At 37.1% G+C, this 21,349-nt stretch carries 20 protein-coding genes and 1 other annotated feature; of the genes, 4 read left to right on the plus strand and 16 right to left on the minus strand.

The features are described from left to right. Positions 1–144 precede the first annotated feature (144 nt). Complete coding sequence (locus tag QBK89_RS02400; RefSeq protein WP_284139413.1) at positions 145–1,365, minus strand: pyridoxal-phosphate-dependent aminotransferase family protein; 1,221 nt, start codon at positions 1,363–1,365, stop codon at positions 145–147. Positions 1,366–1,644: 279 nt separating this feature from the next. On the opposite strand from QBK89_RS02400, the gene QBK89_RS02405 reads away from it, so the two are divergent. Further along, positions 1,645–3,318, plus strand: coding sequence for a PucR family transcriptional regulator (locus QBK89_RS02405; protein ID WP_284139414.1), 1,674 nt, complete (start codon positions 1,645–1,647; stop codon positions 3,316–3,318). 146 nt (positions 3,319–3,464) lie between these two features. Here the strand turns inward: QBK89_RS02405 and QBK89_RS02410 are convergent, their stop codons facing one another. From QBK89_RS02410 to QBK89_RS02460, 11 genes are all read right to left on the minus strand, one after another. Next, entirely contained in the window at positions 3,465–3,839 is a 375-nt protein-coding gene (locus QBK89_RS02410; protein ID WP_284139415.1) for a RidA family protein, read from the minus strand. 29 nt (positions 3,840–3,868) lie between these two features. Continuing rightward, positions 3,869–5,197 (minus strand): allantoinase, encoded by a 1,329-nt coding sequence (locus QBK89_RS02415; RefSeq protein ID WP_284139416.1) that lies wholly within the window; start codon positions 5,195–5,197, stop codon positions 3,869–3,871. A 29-nt stretch (positions 5,198–5,226) separates the two neighbouring features. After that, positions 5,227–6,585, minus strand: a complete 1,359-nt coding sequence (gene allB / locus QBK89_RS02420; RefSeq protein WP_284139641.1) for an allantoinase AllB — start codon at positions 6,583–6,585, stop codon at positions 5,227–5,229. A 136-nt stretch (positions 6,586–6,721) separates the two neighbouring features. Beyond that, on the minus strand, positions 6,722–8,113 hold the full coding sequence (locus QBK89_RS02425; RefSeq protein ID WP_284139417.1) for an NCS1 family transporter: 1,392 nt from the start codon (positions 8,111–8,113) through the stop codon (positions 6,722–6,724). A 672-nt stretch (positions 8,114–8,785) separates the two neighbouring features. Continuing rightward, positions 8,786–9,835, minus strand: coding sequence for an ureidoglycolate dehydrogenase (gene allD / locus QBK89_RS02430; RefSeq protein WP_284139418.1), 1,050 nt, complete (start codon positions 9,833–9,835; stop codon positions 8,786–8,788). Positions 9,836–10,095: 260 nt separating this feature from the next. Beyond that, entirely contained in the window at positions 10,096–10,860 is a 765-nt protein-coding gene (gene allE / locus QBK89_RS02435) for a (S)-ureidoglycine aminohydrolase (RefSeq protein ID WP_284139419.1), read from the minus strand. Between the two features lie 87 nt (positions 10,861–10,947). After that, positions 10,948–12,186, minus strand: coding sequence for an allantoate deiminase (allC, locus tag QBK89_RS02440; RefSeq protein WP_284139420.1), 1,239 nt, complete (start codon positions 12,184–12,186; stop codon positions 10,948–10,950). Positions 12,187–12,453: 267 nt separating this feature from the next. Continuing rightward, positions 12,454–13,671, minus strand: a complete 1,218-nt coding sequence (locus tag QBK89_RS02445; RefSeq protein ID WP_284139421.1) for a putative glycoside hydrolase — start codon at positions 13,669–13,671, stop codon at positions 12,454–12,456. A gap of 95 nt (positions 13,672–13,766) precedes the next feature. Next, positions 13,767–14,174 carry a DUF1259 domain-containing protein gene (locus QBK89_RS02450; RefSeq protein WP_284139422.1) on the minus strand — a complete coding sequence of 136 codons (408 nt, stop codon included), beginning with the start codon at positions 14,172–14,174 and terminating at the stop codon, positions 13,767–13,769. Positions 14,175–14,380: 206 nt separating this feature from the next. Beyond that, positions 14,381–14,611, minus strand: a complete 231-nt coding sequence (locus tag QBK89_RS02455; RefSeq protein ID WP_284139423.1) for a spore germination protein — start codon at positions 14,609–14,611, stop codon at positions 14,381–14,383. Then, the gene (locus QBK89_RS02460; RefSeq protein ID WP_284139424.1) at positions 14,586–14,873 is read right to left on the minus strand and encodes a hypothetical protein; all 288 of its coding nucleotides are present in this window, start codon (positions 14,871–14,873) and stop codon (positions 14,586–14,588) included. Before QBK89_RS02460 ends, QBK89_RS02455 begins: the two co-directional genes overlap by 26 nt. 75 nt (positions 14,874–14,948) lie before the next feature. Here QBK89_RS02460 and QBK89_RS02465 point away from each other — a divergent pair, with 75 nt between their 5' ends. Then, entirely contained in the window at positions 14,949–15,428 is a 480-nt protein-coding gene (locus QBK89_RS02465; protein ID WP_284139425.1) for an Hsp20/alpha crystallin family protein, read from the plus strand. Here the strand turns inward: QBK89_RS02465 and QBK89_RS02470 are convergent. Continuing rightward, entirely contained in the window at positions 15,425–15,646 is a 222-nt protein-coding gene (locus tag QBK89_RS02470; RefSeq protein WP_284139426.1) for a hypothetical protein, read from the minus strand. The two genes, QBK89_RS02465 and QBK89_RS02470, sit on opposite strands and share 4 nt — an antisense overlap. Before the next feature lie 92 nt (positions 15,647–15,738). Between QBK89_RS02470 and QBK89_RS02475 the strand changes: the two genes are divergently transcribed. Further along, on the plus strand, positions 15,739–16,167 hold the full coding sequence (locus QBK89_RS02475; protein WP_284139427.1) for a hypothetical protein: 429 nt from the start codon (positions 15,739–15,741) through the stop codon (positions 16,165–16,167). A 93-nt stretch (positions 16,168–16,260) separates the two neighbouring features. Here the strand turns inward: QBK89_RS02475 and QBK89_RS02480 are convergent, their stop codons facing one another. Both QBK89_RS02480 and QBK89_RS02485 read right to left on the minus strand, forming a co-directional pair. Further along, positions 16,261–18,705 carry a heavy metal translocating P-type ATPase gene (locus QBK89_RS02480; RefSeq protein WP_284139428.1) on the minus strand — a complete coding sequence of 815 codons (2,445 nt, stop codon included), beginning with the start codon at positions 18,703–18,705 and terminating at the stop codon, positions 16,261–16,263. Positions 18,706–18,716: 11 nt separating this feature from the next. Next, positions 18,717–19,013: an ArsR/SmtB family transcription factor gene (locus tag QBK89_RS02485; RefSeq protein ID WP_443089744.1), complete on the minus strand. Its 297-nt coding sequence runs from the start codon at positions 19,011–19,013 to the stop codon at positions 18,717–18,719. Positions 19,014–19,284: 271 nt separating this feature from the next. Next, positions 19,285–19,459 (plus strand) — a binding site (T-box leader). A gap of 55 nt (positions 19,460–19,514) precedes the next feature. On the opposite strand from QBK89_RS02485, the gene trpS reads away from it, so the two are divergent. Beyond that, a complete protein-coding gene (trpS, locus tag QBK89_RS02490) occupies positions 19,515–20,507 on the plus strand; it encodes a tryptophan--tRNA ligase (RefSeq protein WP_284139429.1) in 993 nt (330 codons plus the stop codon). A gap of 56 nt (positions 20,508–20,563) precedes the next feature. On the opposite strand, the gene QBK89_RS02495 is transcribed toward trpS, so the two are convergent. Then, entirely contained in the window at positions 20,564–21,331 is a 768-nt protein-coding gene (locus QBK89_RS02495; RefSeq protein WP_284139430.1) for a YjbA family protein, read from the minus strand. Between the last annotated feature and the right edge of the window lie 18 nt (positions 21,332–21,349).

Consider the following 21,349-nt stretch of genomic DNA (forward strand, 5'->3'; position numbering starts at 1 on the left):
TGGCTAATGAGACTAATCAGTTCCTTTAAACCATACCTATACTAGGCTGATGCCACATGAAATAACAATTAAGCAAGAAATATGCTATTCCATAATGGCATAATCATCACCTATTTAACTGCTCTATTCTAAAATCTTTTAACGCTATTTCTCGATGCTTTGATAAAAAGCGAGCACTGCTTGTAAGGCTTCCCCACGATTAACCTTCGCCCCGTAATATATTAGCGTTGCTTCTAGCGCACTTAGGACACTAAGAATATTGCTTTTTCTACTGCTATATCCCATCGCCCCAATTCGCCATACATGTCCCTTTAATGAACCAAACGCCCCAGCAATTTCGATTCCAAACTCATTAATCATTGTTGCTCTCACTTGCGCTTCGTTTATTTCACCAGGGACCTTTACGACCGTAACGACTGGCATTTTGTTTTTTTCATCTCCAAACAATTCAAGTCCCATCTCTTGAAGTCCTAGTACCAATGCTTTTTCATGTATCTTATGCCGCTCAAATCGCGCTTCTAATCCTTCTTCCTCAATCAAACGAAGCGCTTCACGAAGCGCATACAGCATCGTTGTAGCTTCTGTATGATGGTTCAGTCTGTTTGGAGACCAGTAATCTTGAATCTGGCTCAAATCCATGTAGTTACTTTGGATTCTTCTCGGGTTAATGGAATCTAAAGATAATCCCTGCTCAATTTTTTTCCGTTGTTGTAGGATTTTTTCGATGCGCTCGTTATACGTTACCGGTGCCATCCCTGTAGGTGCACCAATACATTTTTGTGTACCAGCAATTACCGCATCAACATTCCATTCATCGGTTTTAAACGGCACCCCACCAAGTGTAGCTACTGCATCAACAATAAGGAGCACATCATTTTCTCGACAAAAATGGCCGATTTCTTCTAATGGTTGCATACGCCCGGTAGATGTTTCCCCATGGACAATCGCTACTAACTTAGGATTTACTTTTTTAATTTCTTTTATTATTTCTTCTGGATCAAAGACTTGTCCCCATTCTTTTTCTAACGCATACACTTCTGCGCCACAGCGATTCGCGATCTCAACTAACAGATGACCAAACCGCCCAAAAATTGGAATAAGCACTTTATCGCCAGGCTCAATAACACTTGCTAATACAGCTTCGATTCCAGATCTCGATGTCCCATCAACTGGAAAAGCTTGCTTATTGCTCGTTTGAAAAACAGAACGTAGCAGCTCCATCGTTTCATCCATAAGTGCTAGAAAGGATGGATCGAATTGGCCAATAATCGGTGTAGATAACGCTCTGAGAACTCTTGGATCTACTTCAACTGGACCAGGTGTCATAATTGTTCGAGTCGGGATGTTCAGATCAGTATAACTCATTTTCTAATTCCTCCCAGTTTTTCTTGTTTCTCTATAAAACAGACACGATATTGTACATACTTTCCCGTGTAAAAAACGGCTGAAAATCCTTGCATAATCCCCTTTTTTCCTATATAAATTATAATCCATATACTCGATACAGTCATTGTTCAAAATGACTAAATAATGTTTTGTTTTTTGTCTATAATTAATGTATAATATAGGTGGATAATCCCCTTTAGCATCTCCTTTTTATATAAATATATGAATAGTCTATAGGTAGAAGAAAAGAGGCTGCTTATGAAAACATTAAACGATTTATTCATACTTGATGGGATGAAGGAATGTGTTGTACTCGCGGGTCATCGAGGATTGACGAAGAATGTACAATTTGTCAATATTTCGGACACACCGGATGTCATCAATTTTTTAGATAAAAATCATTTATTACTTACTACATGTTATGGATTTGCAAATGACACTGAAAAAATGATTGATTTAGTTCGACAAATGCATGACCTTAATTGCTCAGGACTTATTATTAAAAAGAATCGTTTTCTGAAGGAATTACCTGATGAAGTAAAATTGCTTGCTGATGATTTAGCTTTTCCAATTATTGATTTACCGACTGAACGAACGCTAGGGGATCTATCCCGCCATATTTTAAATTATTTAAATGATCATGAAGCAGAGCAGTTATACTATGCACTGCATGTGCAAAAAGAGTTTTCAGATATGATGCTGAAAGAATATAGTATTAAACAGCTTGTCGAGCATTTAGGGCATTTTTTAGCTCGTCCAACGATTTTGCTCAATCACCTTGGTGAAAAAATTGCACAAAGTCATCACTTTCGGACAGATTCGATGAAGGATTTAAATCGCAAGGTAATTCATAAGGTAAAAGAAAATATTGAAGCTGCTCGAAGTGGAAGTACGTTTAGTAGTCCAGGAACGGATGATCAAGCATTTACGACATTTCCGATTCAAACAAAACGACGGTATTCTAGCATCCTTGTTATATTAGATTCCTTAACCTTGCCGTATCCGTCGTCCCAAATGGCAATTGAGCAAGCAGGAAATGTACTCTCGTTTACATTAATCAAAGAACAAGCAATAAACGAAAATGCACGCTTAATTAAAAATAATTTCTTCGCTGACTTAATTGATGATCGAATCAACTCAGAGGAAGAGATTGTAAGTCGTGCGAATTATTATGGGCTATTTGAAAATAAATATAGTGTATGTGCTGTTTGTACAATGGATCCAGAGTCAGACAGCTATGATGCACACCAGCTTTATGAAAAAAAATTAGGCGAGTTACACAATTATATTTATGATCAGTTGGAAGATGAAATTGCTGGGAGCAACATAGAAGCAACACTATTTACAAAAGAAAAATATTTTGTATTAATTCTTCAGTTTTCCAAGTATACAGACAACGAAATTGAAGTTGTAACACGGTTTATTGATCATTTTCAACAAACTCTTGGAGAGGATCAATCGATTTCCTTTGGTGTAAGCTATCCATTCCAAAAGCTTTCCGATATGTCTGTCGCTTATCGTGAAGCAGTAGAAGCGATTACGTACGGATATAGCTTACATTTAAAAGGCTTTATTAATTTTTATAAACCAAAAGAAGTAAAAGAGCTGCTTAGCACGATTCCAAAACAAGATTTAAAAGCATTGTATGAAAGCACATTAAAATCATTTGCTTATCCAAAAACAAAAGAAGATCAAGAGCTCTTAAAAACGATTGAAGTATATCTAAATTGCCAATGTGAAATTTCAGAGACTTCTCGTAAGCTATATATTCACCGGAATACAGTGAAATATCGAATCAAGAAAGCAGAAGAAGTATTGAATTGCTCCTTCCACGATCCGATTGATTCTTTACGAATACGAGTAGCCTTAGTAATTGGTCATATCATTGAAGAAAGCGAAACGGAGGAACGTCGCAATCTGCTTCAACTATAATCATTAAGGACCTGGGACATAAAAAACTGAACCAAATGTAGCTTAAACTAAAAAAGCGAGTATAAGCAAGAATGCATTCTAGCATCATCTTGCTCATACTCGCTTTTAATATCTAACTAAATAATTCATCGCTTTAAATGCGCATGTTAAGGGCGCTTTGCCACAACTTCGATTTCAACGTCAGCACCTAGAGGAAGCTGTTTAACTGCTACACATGTTCTTGCTGGATAAGGCTCAGAAAACTTCGTCTTATATACTTCATTCATCGCTTCAAAATGCTTCATATCAGTCAAATACACATTTGCCTTCACAACATGTGATTCATCTAAACCAACCTCTGCAAGCACTTCATACAAATTGATAAAGCATTGCTTTGTTTGTGCTGCAATATCTCCATCACTTTCCGTATTCAGAGCGTTCTTTGCAGTCTGTCCAGATAAATATACATACTCTCCGGAATCAATGGCATGGGAATACGGACCAGATGCAGAAACACTTTTTGCATTAAAGGCTTTTCTCATGTTATTAATTCTCCTCCAGTTGTTCTCTATTATTTATTCTCGATGATTTCGCCATTATCAAAAACGACGTTCCCACCAACAATTGTCTTTTTCACTTTTCCTTTGTATGTTCTTCCCACATAAGGTGAGTGCTGATGACGATACATTAGATCTTCTTTATTTAAAACAAAGTCTTCATTTAAATTTACAAGTGTAATATCTGCATCAAAGCCAGCAGCTAGCTTTCCTTTTGTAGTAAGATTAAATATTTCCGCCGGGTTAGTAGCGGTTAACTTAACGATTGTTTCTAGCGGTACATTACGCTTAAAATAACCTTCTGTTAATAGGATGTTTAAAGTACTTTGTGCGCCAGAAATACCGCCCCACCCTTCAAAGAAATTATCTGTAATTGTCTTCATAGACGCAGGAGCTGGTGAATGATCAGAACCGATTACATTAATTTCTCCATTTTTCACTGCATTCCATAATTCATCAACTTCATCTTCATCACGTAATGGTGGCATACATTTTGCCAATCCACCTTGTTCTTCTAAGTCTTTTACAGTTAATGATAAATAATGTGGACACGTTTCAACCGTTACATCAACACCACGTTTTTTAGCTTCTTCAATCACTTCCACTACTTTACGACTGCTCGCATGAACAATATGCAGCTTACATCCTGTTGCTTCAGCATAGGAAATAACACGTTTAACTGCCTCTATTTCAGAAATAATTGGTCGAGACTCAACAAAATCTCTTGCTGTTGTTTGTCCATTGCGCTGTTTTTCTGCAGCAAGCTGCTCACATATTACGGTACTTTCTGCATGCACAGCTAACAATGATTCTAAGGATGCAATTTCCTTCATTCCTTTAAATAAAGTCTCATCATCAGCATGGTGGAAATCGTCAATCCCACTAGGAGACATAAACGCTTTAAATCCAATTACTCCATTGTCGTGAAGCTCTTTTAGCTTATCGATATTTTCAGGAACAAGTCCTCCCCAGAACCTTGGATTCACAACTGATTTTTCATCTGCACATGCTTTTTTCTTTAGCAGATTTTCTTTATCCACTACTGGTGGTGTACTATTTAATGGCATATCGAAAAAGGTCGTAGCTCCTCCAGCAGCAAGACTTTTACTTCCTGTTTCAAGTCCTTCCCATTCTGCTCTTCCAGGCTCATTGAAATGCACATGAGAATCTATCAGACCTGGGAAGATATGAAGTCCTTCTGCATCAATCTCCTGCGTTGCATCTGCATTTATGTTAGTGGATACTTCCATAATCTTTCCATCCTTTATGGCAATATCCCCTTGCATTGTTTTTTGATCAGTAACAATAGTTCCATTTTTTATTAGTAGATCATAAGTAGCCATGATTGTCCCTCCATTTATGTTATTCATGTTTAGTTGGTTGCAGACATTAGCTTACCTTTTGGTTCTCCTACGATGCCTTTATCCAAATCAAAAACAATATTTCCACGAACAATTGTCTTTGTTACACGGCAATCGATTTTTCTACCTTCATAGGCACTGTGTTTGTTTTTGTAGTACAAGTCTTCTCTTTTTAACACATAGGATTGATTTGGATCGACGAGAATAATGTCCGCATCCTTATCAATGCCGATTTCGCCTTTATTTGGCAAGTTAAACCTTTTAGATGGCGTAGCAGCAATTAAATCAACAAACTTCTCAAGTGGAAGTCCACGTTGTTTAACTGCGAGATCAAACATGATATCCACATTGTTTTGAGCACCACTGATACCGCCCCATGCTTCAAAAATATTACCTTCTTTTAAATCCTCTGTACATGGAGAATGATCAGATGTGAGCCAATCAATATTGCCTGCCATCAGCTCGTCCCATAGCTTTGCTTGGTCTGCCTTTTTACGTAAAGGAGGCTGACATTTCGCTCTTGGTCCAATTTCTTCTACATCTTCAGCAGTCAGTGCAAAATAATGTGTACAAGACTCAACCGTTACATCTACGCCTTCTGCCCGTGCTTGTAAAATAGCTTGAACTGCTTCAGAAGTACTAATATGGACAAAATGCAGCTTACAACCAGTTTCTTTCGCAAAAAGCAAAGCACGTTGTACCGCTTCTACTTCTGTAAATACTGGGCGAGAGTCCACATAATCCATTGCCGTTGTTTTACCTTCTCTTACCATTTCCTCTGCAAGCATGCTCGTAATCGTTGGATTTTCTGCATGAATACATAGTAACTGATCTAGTTCAGCTAGACGTTGCATTCCTTTATATAGTGTATAATCATCTACATTCGTAAAGTCATCTGGAATATCACTTCCACAATTCGAGATGAAGCACTTAAATGCAAGCACACCCGCATCTGCTAGCTCCTTTAAATTATCCAAATTATCAGGAACTAGTCCACCGTAGAAAGCATAATCAACATAATTTTGATTTTTAGCTGCTTCTAATTTAAGATCAAGTGCAGCTTTATTCGTTGTAGCTGGTAATGCGTTAAGTGGCATTTCCACATAGCTTGTTGTTCCACCGGCTGCTAAGGATTTTGAGCCTGTTTCAAAGCCTTCCCATTCTGTACGCCCTGGTTCACTAATATGCACGTGTGTATCAATCATTCCCGGCATAACATATTGTCCTGTTGCATCTACAATCTCTTTTGCATCTGCTTCAATTTGATCAGCAATACAGACGATTTTTTCGTCTTTTATTCCTAGCTCACATTTTCGAACACCATCATGAAAAACAACGTCTCCACCTTTAATAATTAAGTCATATTTCATCACTATGTCATTCCTTTCATATGACTCAAGGCACCAGTCATTTGAAATCACGAGTGCCTTGAGCGAGGTTTTTAGTAAGAGAATGAAGCTTTATGCTTGTGTTTCTTTACAAACATCCATTTTCTAACTTTTTATCCTATTCATTTTCATAAATTGTACCTTCTTTAAACTTAGACCCTTTGAATGCATACTTGGACAATAACAGATAAGAAATACCTGCAACGATGAATCCAACTAACCAAGCAAGGTCAACTTCGACAAATGCAGCACCCGCACCGATAAATAGAGCAAGCATAGCCGCAGGGTTATAGCCAGCATATATACCTTTTTCATTGTATAACTCTTTTAGATTTACTTTTTGTTTTCTTAAAACGTAATATTCAATTAACAAGATTGCTACAATCGGTCCTAAGAATGCTGAGTAAATCAAGATGAACATGTCTAAACCTTTTGAGCTGTCGTCTTTAACTAACAACCAAGGGAATGAACCGATAGCAAGTAAACCAGTAATTGTTACAGCAACTTTGTAACGTACTTTTGTAATCAACTGAATAACATAGGTTGGTGGAATAATGTTAGCAACCATGTTAGTAGCAATTGTAGCCATTACGATAAATGCTGATACACCGACTGTTACATATGGATTGTCAATAACGATAGCCAATGCTGTAGGAGGGTTGTTAACACCTGTTACAGTAGCAACCATTGCACCGACGATCAAAACAAAACCGTATGAAATCATAATTGGTGAGAAATACATTAAACCACGTTTTGTATCACTAATACCTGTTTCAAGCTCTCTTGAGTAGTCACTTGCGTTAAGGAAAATAGCAGCATAGTTACCCAAGAATACCATGATATATGCGAAGAACGGTAAGCCCCAAGTACCTTCAGTAGAGACCCAGCTGTCGTATAATTCGCCTCTGTAATCTGACATTAAGATAATAAATACGTAAAGCATAGCACCCATGATCACAACTGATGCAAGTGTTTCTACCCACTTAATAGCTGTAAAGCCATATAGGGAAAGCACAATTTGTACAACTTGTAGAACGACGAAACAGATTGCGATGCTGTCAAATGCACCATCTGTTAAAATCTTCATAATTTCATTCAGTGCCGTACCACCAATCCAACTTTGAATACCATACCAGATAATGGCCGGTACACCTCTCATGAGTGAGGAAATAATTGTACCTTTAAATCCGAAAGACATTCTTAATTGAACAACGTACGGAATACCTTCACGATATCCAGCACGGTCATTTAAAGCAAAAATACCGGAAATAATTAAAATTGCAATGAATGCAGCAGCGATTGTCTGCCAAATGTTGAGCGTCGCAATACCCGCTACAACAATACTCATTCCTAGCGTCATGTTACCCATGTTAACGCCGTCACCAATCCACATAAAAATATACGGGACTTTACCAACGGTTCTATCTTTTGCGCCATTCGGCTTTAATGAACTATCTTCATTAATAGCGTGCACTTCCACCTCTTTTGTTCCATTGAGATCATTCGTCATTGTGTTCGACTCCTTCTGCGGTTCTAATATTTTTGATGCATCATTTCGGAATAACTTTGAATGCTACGCGTGATAAGCTACGGATCCAAAAGCACACTCGTCTATCCCTTTCCAAAAATATGATATAAAATAACTGCTATTCAAGGGAGTGAATACCGATTTTAACCGCTTTCAACTTCCTTGTTCACATTATATAATAATTAAAATAGAGGGTCATCATACCTATTGGACAAAATATATAGGATAAGTTGTATAGCATGCATAATATATTTAGAAAATATACCTTTTTGCACTATTTATTGTTTACTTTGCACAATAAAGTATGCTTTTTTATTGAATAACCTTCCAATTTTACCTTCTGCTGGGTTATAATTTACAACACGTACATAGTGCTAATGGGTTATTGGTATTAAATTTAATGTATCTTACCGCTCACTTCACACTTTATACACATATTTGATTAAAAAGCTTTTCAACTATATATAGGATTTTCCTAATTAAATGAAACATACATATTACATTAACTTCCATGTCAAGATACACCATATAAATGTGTATAAAATCAAAAAGCACTACAATCATTCTTGTTAGAAAGAGGATTGTAATGCTTTTGGTTTCATTAAATGCTTATTTTTCTATTAAAGTAAATCCTTGAAGAAGCAGCATGGATGATTATTCAACAAATGTTCCTTGATGATCATATGCATTATTATGAACAACATCGGATACAAGGTATTCGTAAATGTCGTCAACTATTTCAATGCCATTTTCAGCATAATCTTTTTCAATTTTTTCATAGTTTTGCCCTGGATAATAAACTTTATCAAACCCTTTTGCAGGCTTAATTGCATTCAAATCATCCATTGTTTGTCCAATGTTTTCTTTAAATAATTCAATTGAAGTAAATGCACTTGGATTAATAACAATATGAAGCTGTCCTAGATTTCTTCCTTCACTTAAATCATGATACATAGAAGAAACTTTATTTCCAAATGGAAGCCCTAATAAAATCCCTGACAAAACATCAATCATCATGGCTAATCCATACCCTTTTGGTCCAGCTATTGGCAATAATGCTCTTACCTTGGATGGATCCGTAGTCGGTTCTCCATTGCCATCTACAGCCCATGTATCTGGAATGGCGGTATTTTTAGAACGGGCATGAAGAACTTTTCCCCAAGCTTGTACAGTAGTTGCCATATCAAAGCTAATAATTCTTCCGTCTGTTCCAGGCGCTGCAAATGCGAGTGGATTTGTTCCATAATATGGTTCAGCTCCACCAAAAGGGACAACCATCGGATCTGATTGACACATTGAAATACCGATCAAATCTTGTTTTGCTGCTTCTTCCGTGAAGTAAGAAATTGCACCACTATGGCTCATTTCTCTTACACCTACTACAGCAATACCATTTTCTTTTGCGATTTTAATCGCTTCATCCATCGCATATTTTGCTGCCACATGTCCTGCACCATTATCTCCATGATAAATCGCTGTACAAGGACCTGTTTTTTCTAATCTGAAATCTGGATTTCGATTAATCCCATTTTTAGCAATTCTCTCTGCATAGTATTCCACACGAACTGCACCATGCGAATGAATTCCTTTTGCATCTGCAAACACGAGTACATCAGCGACAATAGCTGCATGCTCTTCCGTTAATCCAGCTTTCATCAGCTTCGTTTTAAATAGATTGCTCAAATCCTGTTTGGATAATCTCATTTAAGCTCACCTCTAGTATGATTTACACAGTAGTAATAGGTAATTATTTCTTTGTTTTCTGTAAAAAAATAATAAGTTGCACTGTTCGTTCAAGGTTGTATGCGTTCGTAACCTCTTGGATGCTGCATAGATGGTTAAAATGGTTAACGACCTATGCAGCATCCAAGCATGATGGCATACATAAGGGCTAAAATCACTAAACATCCCTATTAAGGAAGAATGGTAAAAAGCAATCCTACTCTTTACCATTCACACAAATCTTAAAGTGTTACATCACGATTACAGTCTTTTGAATATACATAAGATAATTTTTCTCTACCAACTGCATACGCTGCTTGTAAGCAGTATGGTCCCATAAAGATATAGTCATCTTTCTTCACTGGAATCCACTCATTGTCCAAATTGTACATCCCTTCACCAGATAACAAATATGCACCATGCTGTTGATAGTGTGTTTCAACGAATGGGTGACTAGCTGCTGGGTCAAACGTTAAAATATGAAAATTCATATCGAAAGCGATATCTGTTGGAAGTAAGTCTTGGATGTGTACATTTTCCATGTCATCATAAATCACTTCTTCGATATCATTTGAGTTTCCAGCATATACCCATGGCTTATGGCCTTCTAATGGAATGTGCTTCTGCTTATAAAGAAACACCTTGGAATCTCCAGCCTCTAGGTTTTCGAAATACATTTTTACGGATGGTGGGCAGTATAAGTAACCGCCTTGTTCAAGTACAAACGTTTCATCATCTGCTTTTGCTTGAATTTTGCCTTCTAGCACATAAACAAATGTTTCAATATCTTCTTGTCCACCAAAACCTTTTTCGTTTTTTCCACCTTCATGGAATGTAACAATGTAATCAACAAAGCTTGCACCGATTTTTGGAGAAGATAAAATACTCATCGTTACATTTTCAAATCCTGGCACAACATTATTTACTAGACCTTCAGGTGGAATAATTGCATACATTCCTGGTTTGATAACTGCTCTACTCGTTAAAATATCTTTTGGATAACCCATCTATAAACACTCCTTATTTCATATTATTCATCTACCTCTCTGAAGTAATAAATCTTTCCCATGCTCCAGAAAAGTAAAATATCTAAATTATTCCTTATACCCTAACTCATATAATGCACCAATTAAAGCATTAACACCTACAGCAAGCTGTTCTGGTTTGGTATATTCATGTGGAGAATGGCTAATTCCATTTCGACTCGGAACAAAAATCATCGCAGTAGGCATTGCTGGTGCCATTAACTGTGAATCATGTCCCGCACCACTGTGCATCATCTTATAATCCAGTTTATTAAGCTCACATTGTGTTTGTATCGCTTTAACAACATTTGGGTCCATTGGAACCGGATCTGCATCCATCCACATATCGATATCGATTCTTACTCCAAGTTGTGAAGCAACTTCATTCATTTTTGCTGTTACTTCATCCGTAAATTGATGCAAAGCATCTTTATGTGTATGACGAATATCTAATGTAAACGTAGCTTTTCCTGGTACAACGTTTACGGTGTTTGGTTCAAGAATTAGCTTCCCAACTGTCGCAACTAATGGATCACCATGTTCTAAAGCCATATCGTTAATTGCACAAATCATTCGTGATGCAGCATTCATGGCATCTTTACGATATCCCATCGGCGTTGTTCCTGCATGGTTTGCTTCCCCATCAAGCGTAATAGTAAAGCGACGTTGTCCAACAATATGCTGAACAATCCCAACCGACTTGCCTTCTTTTTCTAATACGTTTCCTTGCTCTACGTGGAGCTCAACAAACGCTTTCAAATCTTGACGCACTTGCTGTGGATCTTTTTTGTAATCAAATCCTGCTTTATGCATCGCTTCTTCAAAAGGAATACCATCAAAATCCTCCATGTGCTTTACTTCTTCAACACTTGGGTGTCCCACAATGTTTTTGGATCCCCAGAAAGAAAATGGAAAACGACTTCCTTCTTCTTCTGCCATCGAGACAACTTCTAAATTTCGCAACGGCGGGCCATACGTGTCTTTTAAGTATTTTAGCGCAAGAAATCCTGCGATAATTCCATATTGTCCATCATAAATCCCACCATTTTTAACCGTATCAACATGAGAGCCTGTTAGAATAGTCTCATCTTTAAAAGTAGTCCCCTCTAAACGGCCAAATAGGTTTCCAACTTCATCAAATTGTGCTGCAAGGCCTTCTTCTTCCAGTAGCTTTTTCAAGGCGTTTTGGGCATCTACCCATTCTTTTGAATACAAAAGTCTTGAAACGCCGCCATCAGGGTTCCCACCGAATTTGCCTAGCCAGACAAGCTTGTCTTCCACTTCTTTTCCTGAATATGCATTATTCATGCTATACCGCCTCTCTACATGTCATTCATGAGTATTAATGTAAATATGGGGTTATAAATGCAAACTAGATTAAATAATTGATCTTGTTTAAAACAAGATTTCCCCTGTTAATCTTCCATAAATTATTATATCCCATTCATGATGTAAAGTAATTGTCTTCTTTAAACAAATAATTTGTTTATCTATGGCCATTTTAGATAAAAACTATACAAGGCACATAAAAATAAAGAAGCAAAAGCAGGCTCTCCTGCTTTTGCTTCTTTTCACTTAAGGTGTATAATCCACATTTGGTGAATACACGTTTCCAGCATTCCAAATTAAATATTCATTTATTCCATTATCCTTTAGTGCTTTAATTTGTGCCTCGACTTCTTTTTTACCGTACTGCATCGCAGCACCTTTGTATAGCCATGGAGCTTCGAAATCTTGAATCCATGGTCTAGAGGTTGGCGGATTCTTTAGCTCCCCAAGCACTTCATTTTCTACCTTTGCATATTCCGAAACTAAGCGATATGGTTCTTTATCTGGCATGGGGATTCCGAAATAATTATTCGTCCAATGGCTTGGATAGATCATCGAAGAAATAACATCTACATTTTCTGAAATCCGCGAGAAATTTTGACCAATTCCAGGTGTCTCTGGAATCGTCGCAGCGTATCCAAATATATCTACGGAAACATCAACATCATAATATTCCAATTCCTTTTTGGCAAAAGCGACAAAATCCGTAACTGCTTCTACCCGGCGTTTTACATTATCAAGCTTGGAATTCATATAATCTCCCTGCTTATATTCAAGCTCACCGTCACGACGCTCAAAGCCTTCTGGAAATCGAACATAATCAAATTGAATCTCTTGAAATCCCATCTCTGCAGCTATTTTAGCAATTGCAACATTATATTCCCATACTTCCTTCAAAAACGGATTTACGAATGCTTCACCTCTACCATTCACCCATACTTTTCCGTTTTTTTCTTTAAATGATAAATCCGGCTTTGCTTTTGCAAGATTTGTATCTTTAAAAACAACAACCCGTGCGATTGGATATATCCCTTTTTCTTCTAAGACTTGCATCATTTCCTTTGGATCATGGATATAATTTTGCGCGATGGAGGCGTATGGAGAGCCTTCTTCGGGTGTAAACGTGAGATTTCCATGATCATCCTTAATATCAATAACCATTGCATTCAAATCAGTGGTTTCTACAAGGTTTAATAGTGTGTCAAATCGACTACCTCCAGCTGAATTACCAGTTACATAGATTCCCCTTACTGCATCTGGGTATTCAAAATGAAAGCCTGAATCAAACGTAAACCGGGTAAACTTCTCATTCGTCGGTAACAGCTTGATCGTTGTTTTCCGTTCTTTATGTAGTGTGACTTCCATTAGCTTATCCCCATTACTTTTTATTGGTATCGTGAAGGCCAATACAATAAATAGAAGAATGCCAATAAATATGTAGATTCTCGAACGATTTTTACGCATCCCTATCAATCTCCTAATTTCTGTTTAACTTTATTATATAGAAAAATATAAACAAATTAAACGAATTTCCAAAGTTTTTGTCGACCTTTAATTGATTATCCTGAAATTGGTTCGCTTTGTAACGCTGAAAAGGAGTGCTTTAGCTTTAGAGCAAAAGAAAGGGGAGATTCAATAGATTGCAAATGGATATGAAATATCGTTGGTTCGGTAAAAATCCAATGATTATGTAAAGCACTAACATGCAGTCCATAATAGCTTGCAGCAAAAACAAATGGAAAAACTTCATCCTGTAAAATTGCGATTTCAGCTAAATTTAAGGCGTTTCCATAATCATCTAATGCTTCAAAGGTAACACCAACAGATGTTGCTTTATTACTCATTTTCCCTTGAATATACACACCAAAATCACGTGTGAGCGACACCATACAGCCATATTTGTTAATGGTACACTCCCCATTGAGGATGCTTGCAAATCGATTTCCAGTAGCCTGCAATTGGGACACAGATTTTCCTCCTTTATTTGCATTTTTCTTCAAAACAAAAAAAAGCGCGCTCACTTTAAAAGAAAGGCGCTTTGACGATATCTGCTGCTTTTTGTTTCGAAATATAGAAATATACAAGTATAACAAGGCCTTATTCTTCCTTTTGTAACAAAGTACTTTCCCCCACTTACTCTCTTGAACTAATAGTTAAAGTGGGGGGAAACAAGCTACACGACACTCCCCTTTGATGCAAGTGCATCCATTAAATCGGAATCCATTATATTTGTCATTGTCGAAGTATTTGGTGACCAGTCCCCCATCGATTCAATGCCTTGATTTCGTTTCGTTGAAACAAATAAATCAAGCTGCTGGTTTGGTCCAAATCCAACAGCAGAAGCTCTATCAACCGTATTCGTTTTAAAAGCAAACAAATTAATATACATCGGCATGAAGTTCATTTAATCCCTCCCTGGGAATTGATTCATAGCTTTTTCGATAGGTTGATGGTGAATCAATTAAGTCTCGATCATCAATAGCCGATTTTAATCCGAGGAAATCACAGGCATCTCCATAATTGGAGCCGAATCCTTGTGTATATTTTGCCGAGTTATTCCAATCATACAAATAATTTTCTCCTATATTTACAGCAGAGGCGTTTTCAACAGAATTTATCTTCAATATAAAGATATTATTCGTCACAATGGAATGTCTGTCATTCATCCCGTATCCCCCTTTTTAAAATGTATATGTCATTAATTTTTGAATATGTATAGTTAAAGAAAGGCGGGACATTGAATGGATATCGATAAATTTAAAAAATGGTATGAGGTAGCTCAACAATTCCATGGAAAAGACTTTTGGGATAATGTTTTTAATGAGCAAATGGAAGCTTTTACCTCCAATCATTCTAAAAATACATCTACGAATTCTTCTGAACAACCGGAACAACAACACGATGGAAAAGAACACCCTCCTATTGATATCCTCCGTAATGAAACGGAATTATTAATCATTGTAGAGATTCCAGGTCTAACTAAAGAAGAGGTGGAAGTATTTATCGAAGGACATCAATTAATGATAAGAGGAAATCCGAGTGCGCTTTATCATCAATACGCTTACATAAAGCAAGAAAGAAGTTTAGCACCATTTCGCCGAATCATCGGACTTCCTAATCGAGTTGACCCCAGTAAAGTCTCTTCCTTCATGGATCAAGGACTGTTAATTATTAAGTTTTCACTTAAGCCTTCTCAAAGTCGTAAAATTATCATTGATTAGTCCTCACTTTTATAGGAGACACTGTCTGAGAAATCCGCATCATTGATAAATAGCTGTGTATCTACTAAGTGTGTTCCATCACTAAATTGTCGCATCATCATCGATCTTTTTATTCCTGTTTGATAGGAGCGCTTTTTATTTATACCAACCGATGCCTGTGATGCATAGTCAACTGAGTTTACTTTTACAAAAGGAATATTAATATTTCTTTTTTTCATCTTCTTCCCTCTCTTTATAAATAGAGTGTCGTTATGAAAAAGTATGCATTGCTTTACGAAATAATTACTATTTGAAGGAAAAGTGGGATTACATGCTTAGAAACCTTATTAATTTGTTTCTAGATCCATCCATAAAAGAACGAATAACAACTCTAGAAGCCGAGCTTCTGCGACTCAAGCAGCAAGCCGCGGAGGAACACGTTCTAGATGAATTACGTATGCTGCAGGAAAAATTAGATCAGTTCATTACGGATGAAAGAATGCAGCCAATTCATATTAAGAAAATTGACGTGGATCGCATTTATATTGATAAATACGAGACAAATAATAATATTGGGGCGTTAGGAATTAAAGAGCTAGGGGGTAGATTAAATATTGGGGCAAATTATGGACAAGGCATGAGTCCTCCCCCTATACCTAAACATTCTAAAAAAGAAATGGATGAAAATACAATGCAAAAAGTGAATATTGAATCTCCTCCGCCTTCTGAACCGACGATTAATATTAGGGGGAAGAAATAAAGAAATTATTTTTATACCATAGAACTCTTAGCTGAAATTGCGTTATTAATAGGAAAGCTATTCAATTAGAGATTGAATAGCTCGCCCCAAACTTTATCCTTTAACTTTTAAAAGTCTTAGCGCATTTAAAATCACGATGACGGCAGCCCCTGTATCGCTAAGTACGGCCATCCAAAGTGTAAGCCAGCCCGGAAATATAAGAACGAATGCTATAAATTTTACCACTAACGAAAACCAAATATTTTGTTTAATAATCGCTAATGCTTTTCTACTTAGCTTAACGGTATGTGGTAATTTTTCTAGATTATCTGCCATTAAAACAATATCCGCCGTTTCCATAGCGGTATCTGTTCCCGCTCCCCCCATCGCAATTCCTAAGTCTGCAGTAGCAAGTGCAGGTGCGTCGTTTATCCCGTCACCAACCATCGCAACTTTATAGCCCTCTTGTTGTAATTGTTTTATCGCATCTACTTTATCGGCCGGTAACAGCTCTGCAAAATAACGATTGACACGTGCTTCGCTTGAAATCCTCTTAGCTGCACCTTCATTATCACCAGTTAGCATGACCAGTTGATTAACGCCAACTTCTTTCAAACCATTTAATGCTTTAACAGTAGATAAGCGAATCGTATCAGAAACAGAGATAATCCCCATTATTTCTGTTTGTGTACCGATTATCACGACAGTTTCCCCATAACTTTGTATCTTTTCTACTTTGGCCCTAACATCATCTAAATATATTTCTAGATCTTCAAACAGTTTTAGATTACCGGCATAATGAACTTCTCCATTGATTGTTGCTTGAACACCTTTCCCGACAATATTTTTAAATAACGTTCCGCTCTTAACCTTAACTCCCTTATCCTTCGCATATTCAACAATTGTTCTTGCTATTGGATGTGTGGAGTAATCTTCCAACGTAAATGCTAATGATACTAATTCTTCTTCTGTGGTAGTTAATGCATCAATTTCAGTTACTTTTGGCTTTCCTTCTGTTAATGTTCCTGTTTTATCAAACGCTATCGCATCAATGGCTCCAGCTTTCTCTAGGAACGTTCCACCTTTTATTAAGACACCATTCTTTGCGGCGTTACCGATTGCAGAAACAATGGCAACAGGAGTAGATATAACCAATGCACAAGGACAGGCAACTACTAATAATGCAAGCCCTTTATACACCCACTCTTCTATAGCACCAAAGCCGAATAGGGGTGGTATCACGATTACTACTAATGCCAAAGCAAAAACAATAGGTGTATAGATACTGGCAAACTTATCAATAAATGCTTGGGTAGGGGCTTTTTGCTCCTGTGCTTCTTCAACTAAATGAATGATTTTTGATATCGTAGTATCCTCGACTAGTTTGGTGACTTTGACTTCGATCGAGCCACTTTCATTAATGGTACCTGCATATACCATATCTCCAGTCAATTTATCCACTGGGATAGACTCACCGGTGATAGCTGCCTGATTCACACTCGTCTCACCTTGAATAATTTCACCATCTAACGGAATTCGATCACCGGGTTTAATAACTACAACCTGCCCAACTGAAACTTCCTCTACAGGCTTTTTAACTAAATCTGTGCCAACTTTAATCCATGCCTCTGATGGTGCCAAATCCATTAAATTGCGAATTGATTTTCTCGTTTGCTCCATCGATCTATTTTGCAAGGCATTCCCTAAAGCAAATAACCATACGACAGTTGCACCTTCAAACCATTCTCCAATTAAAGCTGCTCCTATTACTGCAACAGACATTAAAACATTCATATCAAGGGAACGGCTTTTTATCGAATAGTAGGCACCTTTCACTGGTTTATGACCACTAATAACAATAGAAATAGCATATAGAAAAGTGGTCATTAAATGCGATACACCAGTATAGGAGCCAACAAATCCTAGTGCTATTAAGATACCAGAGAAGGTAATGCCTCCATATCCTTCTTTATTTTGGGGTGTAACTATAGTTTTATTACGTTTTGTAATTAGTGAAGCTTTATATCCAAGCTTCGATACTTCCGTAACAATATCCTCAACACTATTTTCATGTGCTATTTTCATTTTGCCAGTTGAAAAATTGACAGTAACTGTATGAACAGTTGGAATCGCATTTAAATGATTTTCAATGCTTTTCGCACAACTGCTACAGTCCATTCCTACAACAGCGTAAGTTCTTACACTTTTGTTTTGTTTTAATGGTTCTGCCGTAAAGCCGAGTTTTTGAATTGTCCTTTCTACAATGTCAAAGGATACAGTGTCGTCCCCAATTACCTGCAATTTTGCAGTATTGTAATTCACCTTTACCTCGTGAATGGCATCTAACCTAACCAGTCCTTTTTCTATCGTTAATGCACAAGAAGGACAATCCATTCCGTGGATCAAAAATTCGAGTTTTTCTCCCTTAACTGGATTGAAATGAATAGGAGGCGTTTCCTCAACCTCGCTACAACAACGAACCATTTTTTCTTCTGAAGCATTTCGATTACAGCAGTTATCTTTTACATTTGCCTGCACTTCTTTTGGATCAGAATTCATTCTTTTCACCTCTATTGATAGATATGGCTATTACAACAAGCAATATCATTTTGAATATCTTCAAGCACTACATCAAAATTAGTTAACAAATCACGTACGAGTTGATTACGTACACGGTAATATACATATTTTCCATCCTGCCTTCCGACAATAAGCCTACACCCTTTTAAGCAAGCTAAATGTTGCGAGATATTGGACTGATTTCCATTTAAATCATCAACAATTTGAGTAACTGTTTTTTCTTCCGTTTTAATACTTTCAAGGATTTGAATTCTGGTTTTATTTGAAAACCCGTGCAAAAATTTCATTTTAATATCGATATCAACTTTTTCCACCAAACGACACGCTCCTTATATTACTCGAAACGAATATGTTAACAATATATTAGCAATCACTAATATGTGTGTCAAAAATCATTTAGGTTCGTTATAAAGATGGTTTTTCTCATATCCAAGTTATCACATAAAAATTAGGGATAAGCATCGTGTTGTTGAGCGTATTATGTCAGAAAACGAGTAAAGCAAAAATACCTCACTTGCATTTTAACTAAAACATATATATAATATTTTAAAATTCATATTTCTAGCGATGACAAAGGTAGAGTACAATTACCCCCTGATTTTTAGAGAGCTTGTGGCTGGTGAAAACAAGCATCAAGGTGAATTGGAATTGGACTTTCGAGCTATCGAACGGATTAAGTGATTTTGCATATGCAAAATAAATAGGGTGGCACCGCGGTTCATTCGTCCCTTCTTTTTAGGGGAAGAATGGATTTTTTTATGCTTAAAAAAATATGGGAGTGATATCTAGTGAAGACGATTTTTTCTGGAATTCAACCTAGTGGTACACTTACACTTGGTAACTACTTAGGTGCAATGAAACAATTTGTAACGCTACAGGATGATCACCAATGCTATTTCTGCATCGTTGATGAGCACGCAATTACAGTACCACAAGATCGACTAAAGCTTAGAAATAATATTCGTTCTTTAGCCGCGCTTTATTTAGCAGCAGGCATTGATCCACACAAATCTACTTTATTTATTCAATCGGAAGTTTCTGCTCATACGCAGCTCGGTTGGATCTTGCAATCGCAGAGCTATATCGGCGAATTGGAACGCATGACACAATTCAAGGAAAAATCAGATGGAAAAGCGGCTGTATCTGCAGCTTTATTCACGTACCCATCCCTTATGGCGGCAGATATTTTGTTATATCAAACAGATATCGTTCCAGTAGGCGAAGATCAAACGCAGCATCTTGAATTAACACGTGATGTAGCACAACGCTTCAATAATCGATACAATGATATATTCACCATTCCTGAAATAAAGATTCCAAAGGTCGGCGCTCGTATCATGTCACTTCAAGAGCCTACGAAAAAAATGAGTAAATCCGATGAAAATGAAAAGGGATTTATTTCGATGCTGGATGAGCCGAAGAAAATTGAAAAGAAAATAAAAAGTGCAGTCACCGATTCAGAAGGCATCGTCGCATTTGATAAAGAAAACAAACCGGGTATTTCTAACCTGTTAACCATTTATTCAAGCTGCACAGGAGAATCAATCGAAGCATTAGAAAAGAAATATACAGGTGTTGGCTACGGTCAATTTAAACAGGATGTGGCAAATGCTGTTATTCAGTTGCTTGAACCAATTCAACAACGATACCATCAGCTTATCGATTCGGATGAATTAGATTTGATTCTTGATCAAGGCGCAGAAAAAGCATCGTTTACAGCGAACAAAATGCTACAAAAAGCGAAAAAGGCAATGGGACTTGGAAGAGTTCGTAAAAAATAGTCATGGAGTCGGTTAGATATCGGCCCCGAAAAAAACCAGCGAAGGATAAATATCCTTCACTGGTTTTTTGATTTTTGCTTTGATGGATGATATGCATGCTCGAACTCCCACAGTTTTTCAAGGAAAGGCTGACCTTTTATCAGCTTTTCACATAAATCCTCATGGGCGTCTGTCCAACCATAATTCACTCCTTCATATAGCGCTTCCCATACCTTTTCCTCGTTCATATAACGAATGGCCGGATATTGCTTTGGGTCCCATTCGGTTAACCAATAACGAAGCTCATTAATGTTATTTGATGTATGTAGCTGATCCAACGCCATCATTAAAAGCTGCTTAAGCTGTCTTTCCCGCCTCGTCAATCCATATACAAGCTCAGGTGGCATCGATAGCATATGGTATTCTTTTTTGTATGCCGTCTCATCAAAACTAAAATGCTGTGGTTTAGTATTTTCAATCATATCGTATACAAGCTGTTCCTGTCTTGGTATCAACCTACTTTTCCGGATTGGAATTTGATAACCAATTGTATCAAAAGCAAGCATATCAGTGCCGTCTGTTACGACACATGCATAATCTAATACAGATCGTTCATGCCCTTTACGCATATATGCACGCTTATAAATCATATCAAGCAATGCTTTAGGCAGATCATGCATATCATTTTCAATAAAATGAAACAGTGGTTTACTTATGTATACGAGCGGAACCTGGTCTAACAACTCAATTTTATCTTCTTTTCGCCATTCGTGAAAATAGCAAACACTATATCCATTTTCTTCTCCCTCAAACCAATTCACCCAAACATCATGCAAATATAACATAGTCAACCCTCACTTCAA

The sequence above is a fragment of the Virgibacillus sp. LDC-1 genome (assembly GCF_030137545.1).
Classification (GTDB): domain Bacteria; phylum Bacillota; class Bacilli; order Bacillales; family Amphibacillaceae; genus LDC-1.

What these genes read in the sequence shown, in the direction of transcription:
- QBK89_RS02400 (WP_284139413.1), bottom strand. Translation starts at nt 1,365, where the DNA reads ATGAGTTATACTGATCTGAACATCCCGACTCGAACAATTATGACACCT.
- QBK89_RS02405 (WP_284139414.1), top strand. Translation starts at nt 1,645, where the DNA reads ATGAAAACATTAAACGATTTATTCATACTTGATGGGATGAAGGAATGT.
- QBK89_RS02410 (WP_284139415.1), bottom strand. Translation starts at nt 3,839, where the DNA reads ATGAGAAAAGCCTTTAATGCAAAAAGTGTTTCTGCATCTGGTCCGTAT.
- QBK89_RS02415 (WP_284139416.1), bottom strand. Translation starts at nt 5,197, where the DNA reads ATGGCTACTTATGATCTACTAATAAAAAATGGAACTATTGTTACTGAT.
- allB (WP_284139641.1), bottom strand. Translation starts at nt 6,585, where the DNA reads ATGAAATATGACTTAATTATTAAAGGTGGAGACGTTGTTTTTCATGAT.
- QBK89_RS02425 (WP_284139417.1), bottom strand. Translation starts at nt 8,113, where the DNA reads ATGACGAATGATCTCAATGGAACAAAAGAGGTGGAAGTGCACGCTATT.
- allD (WP_284139418.1), bottom strand. Translation starts at nt 9,835, where the DNA reads ATGAGATTATCCAAACAGGATTTGAGCAATCTATTTAAAACGAAGCTG.
- allE (WP_284139419.1), bottom strand. Translation starts at nt 10,860, where the DNA reads ATGGGTTATCCAAAAGATATTTTAACGAGTAGAGCAGTTATCAAACCA.
- allC (WP_284139420.1), bottom strand. Translation starts at nt 12,186, where the DNA reads ATGAATAATGCATATTCAGGAAAAGAAGTGGAAGACAAGCTTGTCTGG.
- QBK89_RS02445 (WP_284139421.1), bottom strand. Translation starts at nt 13,671, where the DNA reads ATGCGTAAAAATCGTTCGAGAATCTACATATTTATTGGCATTCTTCTA.
- QBK89_RS02455 (WP_284139423.1), bottom strand. Translation starts at nt 14,611, where the DNA reads ATGAACTTCATGCCGATGTATATTAATTTGTTTGCTTTTAAAACGAAT.
- QBK89_RS02460 (WP_284139424.1), bottom strand. Translation starts at nt 14,873, where the DNA reads ATGAATGACAGACATTCCATTGTGACGAATAATATCTTTATATTGAAG.
- QBK89_RS02465 (WP_284139425.1), top strand. Translation starts at nt 14,949, where the DNA reads ATGGATATCGATAAATTTAAAAAATGGTATGAGGTAGCTCAACAATTC.
- QBK89_RS02470 (WP_284139426.1), bottom strand. Translation starts at nt 15,646, where the DNA reads ATGAAAAAAAGAAATATTAATATTCCTTTTGTAAAAGTAAACTCAGTT.
- QBK89_RS02475 (WP_284139427.1), top strand. Translation starts at nt 15,739, where the DNA reads ATGCTTAGAAACCTTATTAATTTGTTTCTAGATCCATCCATAAAAGAA.
- QBK89_RS02480 (WP_284139428.1), bottom strand. Translation starts at nt 18,705, where the DNA reads ATGAATTCTGATCCAAAAGAAGTGCAGGCAAATGTAAAAGATAACTGC.
- QBK89_RS02485 (WP_443089744.1), bottom strand. Translation starts at nt 19,013, where the DNA reads ATGAAATTTTTGCACGGGTTTTCAAATAAAACCAGAATTCAAATCCTT.
- QBK89_RS02495 (WP_284139430.1), bottom strand. Translation starts at nt 21,331, where the DNA reads ATGTTATATTTGCATGATGTTTGGGTGAATTGGTTTGAGGGAGAAGAA.